6 protein-coding genes are annotated in these 12,485 nt (G+C 74.8%); all 6 read right to left on the minus strand.

Going from position 1 to position 12,485, the window contains the following annotated elements; translation table 11 throughout:
• Positions 1-75 precede the first annotated feature (75 nt).
• The 6 genes from NZH93_RS49785 to NZH93_RS13550 all read right to left on the minus strand — a co-directional run bounded on the left by NZH93_RS49785 (position 76) and on the right by NZH93_RS13550 (position 12,485).
• Positions 76-2,913 carry a helix-turn-helix transcriptional regulator gene (locus NZH93_RS49785; RefSeq protein ID WP_276023328.1) on the minus strand — a complete coding sequence of 946 codons (2,838 nt, stop codon included), beginning with the start codon at positions 2,911-2,913 and terminating at the stop codon, positions 76-78.
• A gap of 131 nt (positions 2,914-3,044) precedes the next feature.
• A complete protein-coding gene (locus tag NZH93_RS13530; protein WP_259623384.1) occupies positions 3,045-4,397 on the minus strand; it encodes a hypothetical protein in 1,353 nt (450 codons plus the stop codon).
• Positions 4,398-4,400: 3 nt separating this feature from the next.
• The gene (locus NZH93_RS13535; protein ID WP_259623385.1) at positions 4,401-6,884 is read right to left on the minus strand and encodes a hypothetical protein; all 2,484 of its coding nucleotides are present in this window, start codon (positions 6,882-6,884) and stop codon (positions 4,401-4,403) included.
• A gap of 24 nt (positions 6,885-6,908) precedes the next feature.
• Positions 6,909-10,298 (minus strand): tetratricopeptide repeat protein, encoded by a 3,390-nt coding sequence (locus NZH93_RS13540; protein WP_259623386.1) that lies wholly within the window; start codon positions 10,296-10,298, stop codon positions 6,909-6,911.
• 168 nt (positions 10,299-10,466) lie between these two features.
• Complete coding sequence (locus tag NZH93_RS13545) at positions 10,467-11,462, minus strand: substrate-binding domain-containing protein (RefSeq protein WP_259623387.1); 996 nt, start codon at positions 11,460-11,462, stop codon at positions 10,467-10,469.
• 24 nt (positions 11,463-11,486) lie between these two features.
• The gene (locus NZH93_RS13550; RefSeq protein WP_259623388.1) at positions 11,487-12,485 is read right to left on the minus strand and encodes a GlxA family transcriptional regulator; all 999 of its coding nucleotides are present in this window, start codon (positions 12,483-12,485) and stop codon (positions 11,487-11,489) included.

Below are 12,485 nucleotides of genomic sequence, written 5' to 3' on the forward strand. Positions count from 1 at the left end.
GCGTACCGCGGTGCCCGAGTGGGGTGGAGTCGAGGGAATGCCAGGGAGATTAGGACCGGCGTGCCGCCACCGTCGTCAGGGGAAACCCCGACGGACCCCCTGACGTTCGCGGGCGGCGGCCATCCGGACCGCGAGCTGGGTCCGGGACGTGACGCCCACCTTGCGGTACGCGCGGCTCAGGTGCGTCTCCACGGTCTTCTCGCTGACGAACAGCTTTTCCGCGATCTGCCGATTCGTCAACGCGTCGGCCGCGAGGTCGGCGACCTGCCGTTCCGCCGGGGTCAGCGACGGGACGCCGGAGACCTGGACGCGCGGCGACCGGCCGCCGTTGGCCGTGAGCGAGGCGCGCAGGCGTTCGGCGAGTCCCGTGGCCCGGCACTCGACCGCGAGTTCCGCTGCCTGCCTGAGGTTCTGCCGCCCCGGCCCGCCGGAGCCGATCCGCACCTGGTGAGCGCCGAGGTCGGCCAGGGCGCGGGCGAGTTCCAGCCGGGCCGGGCCGTCCCTCAGCAGGTCCACCGCCTCGGACAGCGCCGCGGACGTGTCGCCCAGGCGCGCGGCGTGGCGCAGCGCGACGGCGATGTGCCTGGGCACACCGAGGGATCGTGCCGCCCGCAGCTCTTCGGCGATCAGCTCGGCGGCTTGGTCACGGCGTTCCAGCCGCAGGCACGCCCCGGCCGCGTGGAGCCGCCACGGCACCTCCCAGACGCCCGGCGCGCCCCACTGCTCGTACGCCGCCCCGCAGGCGAGGGCGTCCGCCAGCGCCGCGGCGTCGTCGCCCTGCTCGGCGCGCAGCCGCGCGCGGGCTTCCAGCAACCACACCTCCAACGTGCTCCGCGCGTCCTGGCCCTCACCCAGGACGCTTCGGCGCAGCACGTCGGCCGCTCCGGTCAGGTCGCCCTGTTCGACGAGCAGGTGGATCCTGGTCGAGTCCAGCGCGGGCAGGCCCACGTTCGGCTCCGGCACGGCCCGCGTCCCGATCTCCACGTGCTCGGCCGCCTGCGCCAGGTCCCCGCGCAGCAGGGAGATCCTGGCCAGGTACCCGCGGACGACCCCCATGGGGAGCAGCAGCCCCCGGTCGACCGCGAACGCCAACGCCCGCTGCACCCGGTGCTCGGCCTCACCGAGCCGGTCGGCGACCACCAGCGTCGTCACCGCCGCCCAGATCGCGGAGCGCTCGGGCGTCAAGCTGTTGCCCACCAGTGCTTTGCGCGCCAGCACCAGCGTCTCGTCCACGGGGGCGCCCGCGATGGCCGACTCCACGGCGCGCTGGGCCGTCAGCACGGGGCTCGACCGGCCGAGCCGGTCGCCGAGCCGGGCGAGCAGGTCCACCTGGAGCGGGCGGGCCGACAACCACGCCCTGGCGAACCCCATGAGCTCCTCGGCCATCTGCCCGGCCAGCACCGGGTCCGCGCCCTCCGGGAGTTCGTCGACCGCTCGCGACAGCAGTTCCAGCGCCGGACCGGTGTCGCCGCAGGCGTTGCGGAACCGGGCGAGGCTGTACGCGCAGCGGGCGCGCTGTTCCGGGTCGTCCGCCAGCGCCAGCGCCTCCTCCAGGTGCGCCGCCGCGTCCTCGACGGCGAGGTGGTGCGCCTCGCAGTTGCCCAGCCGACGGCTGACCTCCGAGCGGTGCTGCGCCGCGGGCGGTTCGGCGCGGGCTCGGGCGAGGTAGACCGAGGCGCCCTGCGGCGAACCCCGCAGCCAGGCCTCCTCCGCCGCCGCCAGCAGCACGGGGATCCGGTCCGGGTTCGCCGCCGGGATCGTGCGCAGCAGGTGCGACGCCACCCGCGCCACCGGCTCCCCCGCCCGCCGGAGCACCGACGCGGCCCGGTCGTGCTCGGCACCGCGATCCACCAGCGGTACCAGGGAGAGCGCGACGTCGCGGACCACCGCGTGCACGAAGGCCGGTGGGTCCGCCCGCTCGAAGATGCCGTGCCTGGTGAGCCGTTCCGCCGACATCACCACGACCTCCGGTGTCACGCCGGACTGCTCGGCCACCACCACGAGCGCCGTGTCGTCGCCCAGGACCGCGACGGCCCGCGCCACCCGCTGCACCTCGCCCGGCTGGCGGCGGAGCCGCGCGGCGACGTGGCGGCGGATCGCGTCGGGGCCCGCCGCCTCCACCGACCCCGCCCCGGCCGCGTCCGGCGACACCTCGTTGGCGACCAGGACCCGGAGCAGTTCCCGGACGAACAGCGGGTTCCCCGCCGTCGTCGCGTGGCAGGCCGCGCAGAACGCGTCGCTCGCCGCCTCGCCGAGTTCCCGCCGGACCAGGTCGGTCACCGCCGCGGCGCTCAGGTTCCTCAACGGCAACAGCAGGCACACGTCGGTGGTCAGGACGTCGTCGAGCAGCCCGCCGTCCTCGTGCTCGGCCGCGCGGGTCGCGACGACCACCAGGACGGGCAGCGATTCGAGCCTGCGCGCGAGGAACCCGATGAACCGCATCGACGGGAGGTCCGCCCACTGCGCGTCGTCGACCACGACCACGAGCGCGCCGCGCTCGGACATCGTGACCAGCAGCCAGTACAGCCCGTTGAGCAAGGCGTACGACGCCCCCGCGACCTCGTCGCCGGGTTCGTCGTGGCCGAAGAGCCTGATCGTGGCGCGGGCGGCGCCGGTGAACAGCTCGGCCCGCTCGTCGCGGTCCCTCGGCAGCGCGGGTTCCAGCAGTTGGCGCACCACACCGAAGGTGAAGTCCCGTTCCAGCTCCGCTCCCCGCGCGTGCAACACGGTCACCCCAGCGGCACCGGCCAGTTCCCGCGCGTGCCGCAGCAACGCCGTCTTGCCCAGACCCGCGGCCCCGTCGAGGACCACCACACCACCGCCACCGCCCGCCAGGTCGGCGAACGCCCGGCGCAACGCCTCCAGCTCCGCGTCCCGCTCGACCAGACTCCCCCAGGGCCCGTTCCACCGCATGGCCAAGTTCTAGTGCACGCGCCGAACCGCCCGACAACGGCACACGACCTCGCGACGGACCGGGCGATCTTCGTCCAACCGGACCGGGTCCCGGCGGAAGTCGTTGACCTGCACCATCTTCGGAGGACGCGTCAGCGGACCACCTCGACGTCGCGCCCCGCCGCCAGCTCGGCGTTGATCCGGTCCAGCTCGGGGAAACCGGTGTCGCCCGGTGTGACCGGCTGGTACGGCAGGGTGGTCGCGAGGTACTCGCGCCACGGCGCGGGCACCTCGACCGGTTTGGTGACACCGGTGAGCAGGAGGGTCTGGACGATCTCCGGGCCGTGCGTGCGCAGTGACCCGCGGAGCAGGCCGCGCAGGCCGCGCGGACGCGTCACCTGGGTGCGCAGCAGGCGTTCGCCCACCGTCGTGCCGGACGTGGCGAGGTCACCGCCGGTCAGCTCGCGCAGCCTGGCGCGGATCGGCGGGAACGCGTCCTTGGGCAGGCCGCTGGAGTGCAGCACCACGACCGGGTCCGCCCCGTCCTCCAGCGCGCAGGTGACGTCGAACTCGACGCGGCGGCGCCACACGCCGAACGTGTTCTCCCCCACGACTTCCAGCCGCGCGGACGGCACGGGCGTCCCGGTCACCTCGGGCACCCGCAGGCGGCTGTCGCCCAGCAGATCGGCCACCGAGGTCGCCCCGGTGAATAGCCTGCTGAGGCCTCCCGCGACCTCGCCCCGCTCGTACAGCTCCAGCCAGCCGGGCAGCAGGGCCACGCTGGAGAGGTCCGGCGCGGAGCGGGCGGCCTCCTCGGCGCGGGTCGAGGCCTCGTCGCGCAGCGCCTCGGTGAGCAGGCCGATCCGGCGGCGCAATTCCACCACCGCCAGCGCGTCGAACCTGGGCGCCGGGGCGAAGTCGGCGCGGCGGCCGGTGCCGTCGAGGACACCCGCGAGGACGCGCACGGGGGTCGCGTCGCGCGGCCAGTCGTGGCGTTCGGCGTGCTCGACCAGCCGCCGCGTCGCGTACGGCGTGAGCCAGTGCCCGCGTTCCACGAACGTCCCCCAGTCGCGGTCGTCGAGCCCGTACCGGGCGGCCAGGCGGGGTAGTCGGGTCAACAGCCGCAGGAGCAGCAGTTCCGGGTCCAGCACCCCCGGTTCGGCCTCGCCGGAGTCCCGCAGCGCCGCCGCGAGCCCGCCGGGGTCCAGCAGGGTCGTCAGCGCCTGCGACGGCGCGCAGTCGAGCACCACCGCGAGCGGGCCCGCGACCCTGGCATCCACAATGGACCGGAGGTGCCGTTCGGTGAACGCGCTCGGCAGCACGGTCGGGGTGAACTCCGCGCGGATGTGCGCGGCCAGTTCCGCCAGCCGGTTCTCCTCGCTCGCCGCCCTGCCGATCAGCTCCAGGAGGTCCCGTTCGGCGAAGTCGCCGAGCGACTGGCCGACGGCGGCGCGCGCCCGCTCCGAGGTCTTCACCAGCCACACCACGAACAGTTCGTTCTCCACGGCTCAGCGCCCTTCGGTCTGGCCGTACCGGGGTGGCCGGTGGCCGGTCAACAGCTCGAACAGGGCCTGCGCCTGACCGCGCGGGCCGCCGACGTACGGCCCGAGCAGGATCTCCTCCAGCACGCCGCCGAGCGCCACCAGCGCGGAGTCGACCGCCTGGGAGTCCTCCCCCAGCTCGCCCGCCGCCTCGGTCAGGCGCGTGGCCATCCCCGCGGTCTCGATCGCGCCGCGGAACAGCCACGCCCCGTACTCCCGCCGCGAGTTCCGGGTGGTCGCCCGCGGCAGACCGCGGAAAAGCAGGCGGATCGCCCTGTCCAGGTCGATCGCGGGCAGCAGCGACTGCCACTTCGTGGTGAACGCCCGGTCCCGCGACACCGCCTCGTCCATCGCCCGCTCCGCCGCCGGGGGCAGCCCCGGCGGCAGCGTGCCCAGCAGTTCCGGGATGTCCTGGTCCGGCAGCCCGGCGGCGACGCACTCGACGATCGCGCGCAGCAGGCAGGCTCGCGCCTGGCCGTCGGGTTCGGCGACGACCCGGTCCAGGCACTCGCGCGCGGTGATGAACGCGGACAGCCTCATGGCCATGATCGCGCGTTCCATGCCCTCGCCCAGCGAGTGCTCCCGTTGCGCGGCGGCGAGTTCGTCCTCGATCTCCGCGGCCTCGACGGAGGGCGGCGAGGGCGGCTCGAGCTCAGCCACGAGCCGTTCGACGGTGTACCGCGGGTGTGCGCGCAACGCCGTGACGAACGCCGCGTCGAACTCGGCGGCGTCCCCGCGCTCCGCAAGCCCGGCCAGCGCGGTCCACGCCGCCTCGGCCTCCGCGCGGTCCTCCGGGCGCGGCCGGTCGTCGACCGCGTGGTCGGCGGCGTCGCGGATCACCAGCACCCGGCGGGCCGAGTCGGCGAGCAGCGCCGACAGGTCCTCGTCCACCACGGAACACGCCCGCACCGACAACGCCGCCGGGTCGTCGCCGACGGGCGGCAGGTAGCCGGTGCGGAACAGCGTGTGCGGGGTGAACACGTCCGCCGGATCGATGCCCTGGCGGCGCACGGCCTCCCGCCACTCGTACCGCAGCATCGGCGCCACTTCGTCCTGCCAGCGCAGGAAGGCCTCGCGCGTCGCGGCGCTCTCGTCCGGGACGACACCGCGCAGCGCCGCGTCCAGGAACCGCCCGGCCGCCAGTTGGCGCGCGGGCGCCTGCGGCCGGTTGATCGCGGCGTCGAGATCGGCGATGAGGTCGGACATCCGGAGCGCCCACGCCTCCTGGAGCCTGATGAGGTTCGGGACGTTCGTCGCGTAGTACTCGACGGCGTCGATCTCCTCGGGCGTGGACAGCTTGATGTGGATGCCGCTGTGGTTGTCGAAGAACGTCTCGAGGGTCACGGTGCTCTCCCACATCAGGCGCCGTTCGTCCGCTGAGGCGCGGGTGAACGCCTCCAGCTCGCCGCGGATGCGCGCGAGGTCGGCTTCGAGCTGGTCGCGGCGCAGTCGCGCGTCGACCGACACCCGGCGGGCCAGCGCCCGGTGGTGCGTCCGGTCGAGCAGCCGGTAGGACGCGGTGGTGAGCAGATCGGGATCGAGTTCCAGGCCGACCCCGGCGCCGAAGCGGGCCTCGTCCGCGGCGTCGGTGCGCAGGTACGGAAGCAGGGCCACCAGGCCCCTCGACCCCGCCGGGACCGCCGGGCGCAGGAACGCCCCGCGCGGCCGGGCGACGGCCCGGCCCGCGAGGTCGCGGACCGCGCGGTCGAACGCGACGACGTCGACCTGGTCGACCTCGGTGACCCTCACGAGATTCGTGTCGCGCTCCAGCCCGCGCAGGAACCCGACCAGGTCGCGCAGCACCACGCGGGCGGACGTGCCCGTGCCGAGCGGAGCGCGCCTGCCATGCGACGACGCCAGGTCGGGCGCCGATCCGGTGGTGGCCGAGTCGATGCCGACGCGCAGCACGCCGACACCGACGAGGTCGCTCACGACGTCCGCGCCCGGACCGTTGATCCGCAGCGAGGCCGTCAGCACAGCGGGTACGACCTGCTCGCGGATCTCGGGCAGGCCCGTGCCGACGACGAGCACCTCGACCGGACCTCGGCCGTCGGTCACCACCTGGACGTGGTGCAGCGTGGACGAGAGCGCCGCGCGCACCACCGGCGACAGGGCGGCGCGCGGTCCCCACGGAGGAGTTCGCGGGGTCAGCGGGGCGCACACGTCGTCGGACCCGATCCGGTCGACCAACGCCGCCAGCGGATCCCGGTCGCCGGTCGGCACGGCCCGGATGCCCAGCGCGGTGGCGTGCAGGACGAGCGCCAAGTTCTGCTCGTCGTCCTCGAACGGCGGCCGGTCCGGCGCGTGGTTCCGCCAGTATGACCACAACCGCGTGACCAGCCGCGCGGGCACCGCGGGCCGCCGGTCGGAGAACACGCGCAGCGCGAGGGCGACATCGGCGTCGTCCCACGCGTGCGGCGGCTTCTCCCCCACGTCGTCCTGGCCGTCCATCCCCGCTCCCCTCGTCCGGCGGAATCACCACTCGGCGGGCACGTCGGGCACGGCGTCCGCCGGAATACCCGAGTCCCGCAGGGTGCGCGCGGCGTCGGCGGCACGGCCCGCAGCCGTGAGCGCGCGGGCCAGCGTGATCACCGCCGAGCGCCGCTCGCGCGCCGGTGCGTGCGCGCACCGGTCGTACAGGCCGATCGCTTCGACCGCCGCGTCGACCGCCGCCGGGATCTCCACCCCCGCCGCGACCCGCAGGTGCGCGTGCTGCCACAGCGATCGGGCCAGCAGCAGCCGGGTCGCGTCGCACTCGGCCCCGGCGACCAGCCCGCGTCGCGACGCCACCGCCTCGGTGCCGGCGTCGCACGCCCGCGTCCACCACCCGCGCTCGGCGTACCGCTGGGCGAGCGTCGTCAACCGGGCCGCGAGCGCCCCGCGGTGGTCGGTGCCGTCCGCGGCCAGGTCGCGCAGGACGTCCACGGCCTCCTCCGCGGCGGCGACCGCCTCGGCGGAGCGGCCGATCCCGGCGAGCGCGGTCGACCGCGCGTCCAGCGTCCTGGCCAGCGTGAGGAGGCCGTCGACGAGGAACCGCCGCCGCACCACCGCGACCTGGCCGACCGCGCGCTCGGCCAGGTCGTTCGCCTCGACGAACCGCCCGAGACCGACCAGCGCGGTGACCTCCACCTGCCGGACCCACAGCAGGGTGACCGCTCGGTTCAACCGGTGCACGCCGTCCCGGCGTTCGACGAGGTCGGTCGCTTCCCGGACGGCGGCCAGCGCCTCGTCGAACCTCCCGGCGGCGAGGAGGTGTTCGGCGAGGTCTCCGAGGCTGGTTCCCACGCCCACCGGGTCGTCCGCCGCGTACCGGCGGTCGAGCGCGACCGCCTTGACGGCGGCGGCGACCGCGGCCTCCTGGTCACCGAGGGTCGCGTGCGCCGAGGCGAGGCCGAGGTACGTCCAGCCGAGCAAGGCGCCGTGCCGCACCGGGTCGTCGGCGACCAACCCCTCCGCGAGGTGGGTCGCCTGCGAGGCCGAACGCAGGGCCGAGCGCGGGTGGTACAGCTCCGCCTCCCGGAAGGCGAGGATGACGAGCGACTCCGCCAGCTCGGACCGGTCCCCATCCTCACGCCTGACCTCGACCACCTGATCGGCCGTCGCGCGAGCGGCGGGCCAGTCGCCGGTCGTCCTGCGCAGCCCGGCCAGGTGGTCGAGGACCGCGGCGAACGGGGCCAGGTACACCTTCGGGTTCTTGTCGGCCGCGTGCCGCAGCAGCTCGACCGACTCGGTCGCGGCGTCCACCGCCTCGTCCCACCGCTCGGCGTCGGCGAGGTGCTTCGCGTGGTTGTGCAGGGCCAGCGCCAGGTCCGGGCGGCGGTCGTTGCCGTCGCCCGGATCGGGTTCGTCCAGGACGAGCCGCCACAGCAGGACGCCCTGGGCCGACGCGCCTGCCGCCCGCTCCCACCGGCCCAGCGCCCACAACACCCGGCCCTGCTGCACCAGCGCGCGGGCGAGGTCGGGCCGGAACAGACCGGGGTCGACGGTGGCGCCCCGGCGCAACAGCCTGATCGCGTCGTCGACGACCGGGAGCGCGGCGGCCGGTCGGCCCACGTCGGTCAGCAGGGCCGACAGGGTCCCGCGGGTGGCGGCGACGTCGGCCGCCGTCTCCTCGCCCGGTTCCCCACCGTCGCCGGAAGCGTTGAGCCGCAGCCAGTGCGCGTCCTCGCCGACGGCGATGGCCTCCTCGAAGCGGCCGAGGTCGGCCAGGTGGGCCGCGTAGTCGGTCAGCGTGCGGGCGAGTTCCGGGAGGTAGCGCCGCGGGTCCTCCCAGACGACCTCGCGCAGCGTCACCTCCGCCCGCTGGAGGGCGGCGAACCCGTCGTCGGCGCGGCCCACCTCCAGCAGGCGCCTGCTGAGCCTGCGCAGGAGCGCCGCCACCTCCACCGGGTCCGAGTCGGGGCCAACGGTTTCGCGCACGAGCCGTTCGGTCAGGGCCACCAGGCCCGCGCTCAGGTCGAGGTGGACCTCGGGCAGCGTCCTCTCGATCGCGGTCAGCAGGTCGACGCCGAGCGCGGGCAACTCGGCCAGCCTGGTCAGCGCGGCGCCGCCTGCGTGCAACACGAGCGCGGGCCGCCCGCGCAGGACCGGGAACAGGTGCTCCCGCGCGAGGTGCGGCCACCGGTCGGCCGCCTCGATCAGGTGGATCAGGGCGTGGCGCAGGTGCCGTGGTCCCGAATCCTCGTCGAGGACCCGGCGCAGGACCGTCCCCGCCCACGTCTCGGCGGGGAAGCCGATGTCGCCACCGGGGGTGTACAGGCCGACCAGGTCCTCGGCGAGGCGATCCGGGTAGATCGGCTCCAGGACGAAGTCGGCGCGGGGGTCCGACGGCGGGTAGCACAGGGCGTGGTCGCCCAGCACCACCGTCGCGTCCTTGGCGTCCTTGGCGAACGCGGTCCGCACCACCAGTTCCGCCGCGTGCTCGCTGGGCTGCGCGCCGGTGAGCGCGGCGACGAACACGACACCCGCCATCACCGACTCCGGCGTCGTGAACCGCCGCCCGCTGCCGTGCATCTTCTGCCAGTGCGTGCGTTCCCGCGTGATCAGGTAGCCGGACAGGGACGCGAGGTCACCCGGCGCGTCCGCACCGCTCACGTGGGCGTCCACCGCCGCCCACGCCGCCATGTGGATGGTGAGCACGTGGTCGCGCGAGTCGCGGTCCAGCCACTCGGGCATCCCGATGCCGTCCACCCGACCGACGCCGAGTTCCTCGGCGAACCTGTCCCTCGCCGTCTCGAACAGGGCACGGCGCTGGTCTGGGCCGGTGCCCAGCGGTGGCACCGGGACGGCCCGGCCCGCGTCGAGCCCGGTCTCCGCCAACTGCTGCGCCAGCGTCCACCACCAGTGCCCCGCGGGGCGCGCCACGAACAGGAAGCGGGTGCGCGGCCGGGACGCCACCACCGGGTCCGTCGCGAGGCGGAGCAGGTCGGTCGTCGGCCAGCGTTCCGCGTAGTCGACGACGACCAGCGTGCCCACCTCGTCCGCCTTCGGCTCGTCGGCCGCGGCGACGCGCTTGCCCACGCCGTGCCGGGCGGCCACGACCTCCCAGCCGAGCCGCGCGCTGCGCTGCGCGAACTCGGCGGCGAGCCGGGTCTTGCCCTGCCCACCAGGACCGTGCAGGAGCAGGCCCTGCGCTCCGGGATCGGCGTCCCGCCACCGGGCGAGGTCGTCGAGTTCCCGTTCCCGGCCGGTGAACGTGACGACCTGGTTCTCCGCGACGAGCATCCGGCTCGGCCCACCCCCGCCGGGTGACCTGATCCACGGCCGCCACCGCTCCACCGCGTAGGCGGCTGGTGTGCCGCCGATAGTGACGTCGCCGTGCACCTCGCCGAACTGGCCCACGAACCCGGAAGGGCCGCTGTTCACGTTGGCGATGTGACTCGGCCCCGGCGCTCGACCGGCGCCGTCCCCCGTGCGGGCGCGGTCGTCCCTCCGCCCTCCTCGGTCGCCGATCGGAGACATACCAGGTCATCCGGCCGGGCACCGCGACCGTTAGCCGGGGCACCGCCTGATCACTCGACCAGAGCAGCGCCGTCAGGACCCGAGCAGTTCGGCGGCGAAGACGTCCTCGCAGCGCAGCAGGCGGTTCGAGAGGCCCTGCTCGTGGTGGTAGCGCAGGAAGGCGTCGACGGCCGCGCGGTTGGCGGCGATCCCGTGATCGTTGCGGCCGTCCTCGGCGAGCCCGCCGTCGCGGTCGAGGAGCTGGGTGAACCACGGGGTCGGGGGCTCGGGGGTCCGGTCGGAGCGGTAGGCCTGCTCGGCGAGGGCCTTGGACGCGGTGAAAGCGCGGTACACGGCCGTGGCCAGGCCGGGGTTGGCGTCGACGAGTTCTCGGCGGACCACCAGGAGGTGCATGATCGGGAAGATCCCCGTGCGCCGGTGGTAGTCGGCTTCCCGGTCGTCGGCGTCGGGGAACAGCCGCCGCACCCCCGGATCCCCCCGCAGCACCGCGGCGGGCGGGACCGCCGAGATCAGCGCGTCGATCTCGCCGGTCTCCAGCATCGAGCCGAGCGCGTCGGCGCCGCCGATGTGGCGCACGTCGACGCCGTCGGGGTGGCGCTGGGGGACGAAGTCCATGGGCGCCATGGGTTCGTTCGTCCCGCCGATCAGCCAGCGGCTGTGCTCCGGCGCGAACCCGTGCTCGTCGGCCAGGATGCCCTTCGGCCAGATCCCCATGTCGTGGCCGTACACGGCGAACTCGCCGATGGTCGCGCCCGCGAGGTCGGAGGGCCCGGTGATGCCGCTGGCCTCGTTGACGTAGACCACCGAGTGCTGGAACTTCCGCATCAGGAACACCGGGATCCCCACGTACGGCGGGTCTTCCAGGTCCAGGCTCCGCAGCAGGAAGGTGAACCCCAGTTCGGCGACGTCGAGTTCGCGGCGCTCGACCACCCGCCGGAACAGGTCCGCGACGTCGTGGCTGGTCTCGGTGCGGAACTCGACGCCTTCGACGTCCACCCGGCCCTCCAGCAGCGCCGCGGTGTGGTCGTAGAGCTGGCAGCTCAGCGAAAGCGTGATCGGGTCGGACATGTTCCACGACTCCAGGTGACGGGTTCAGATCGGTTTGGTGAACGTGCGGCGGTACTGGGTGGGCGAGACGTCGAGGTCGCGCAGGAACGCGCGGCGCATCGCCTCCGGCGTCCCGTACCCGCAGCGGTGCGCGATGCCGATCACCCCGTCGCGGGTGTCGGTCAACGCGCGCTGCGCGGCTTCCAGGCGCGCCAGGTCCACGTAGCGGCCGGGGGTCACCCCGACCTGCTCGGTGAACGCGCGGGAGAAGTGCCGGGTGGACAGGCCCGCGCGCCGGGCCAGCGCGGGAACCGACAGGTCGGCCGTCAGGTTGGCGACGACCCAGTACTGGACGTCCCGCAGCGGGTCCGACCGGGCGACCTGCGCCGAGAGCTGCACGCTGAACTGGGCCTGGTTGCCCGGCCGCCGGAGGTAGACCACCAGCAGTCGGGCGACCTCGTGCGCCACCGCGCGGCCGAAGTCCTCCTCGACCAGCGCGATGGCGAGGTCCACCCCGGCCGTCACCCCGGCCGACGTGGAGATCGGGCCGTCCCGCACGAAGATCGGGGTCGGGTCGACCACCACCTCGGGGTACCTGCTCGCGAGGACGTCGCAGGAGCCCCAGTGGGTCGTCGCCCGGCGGCCGTCCAGCAGCCCGGCCTCGGCCAGGAGGAACGCCCCGGTGCACACCGACACCACGCGGCCCACGCGCGGCGCCCGCTCGCGCAGCCACGTCACGAGCCGTCGGTCGGCGTCCGGCACACCCGGCCCACCCGGCACGAGCAGGACGTCGGGAGCCTCCGCGTCGGCCAGGTCCAGGTCGGGCACCACGCGCAGACCACCGGCGCACCGCACGGTCCCGCCTCCGAGCGAGGCCGTGCGGACGACGTACGGGGGCGGGCCCTCGCTGCCGGTGAAGTACCGCGCGGTCGAGAACACGTCGAGCGGTCCCGCCACGTCGAGGGGCTGCGCCCCGTCGAACAGGACGACGAGGACCGATCGGGTCGTCACCTCGGCGGTGGTCGCACCGCGGGAGCGGGTCAT

Source organism: Umezawaea endophytica (genome assembly GCF_025061645.1).
Lineage (GTDB): Bacteria > Actinomycetota > Actinomycetes > Mycobacteriales > Pseudonocardiaceae > Umezawaea > Umezawaea endophytica.

What these genes read in the sequence shown, in the direction of transcription:
- NZH93_RS13545 (WP_259623387.1), bottom strand. Translation starts at nt 11,462, where the DNA reads ATGTCCGACCCGATCACGCTTTCGCTGAGCTGCCAGCTCTACGACCAC.
- NZH93_RS13535 (WP_259623385.1), bottom strand. Translation starts at nt 6,884, where the DNA reads ATGGACGGCCAGGACGACGTGGGGGAGAAGCCGCCGCACGCGTGGGAC.
- NZH93_RS49785 (WP_276023328.1), bottom strand. Translation starts at nt 2,913, where the DNA reads ATGCGGTGGAACGGGCCCTGGGGGAGTCTGGTCGAGCGGGACGCGGAG.
- NZH93_RS13550 (WP_259623388.1), bottom strand. Translation starts at nt 12,485, where the DNA reads ATGACCCGCTCCCGCGGTGCGACCACCGCCGAGGTGACGACCCGATCG.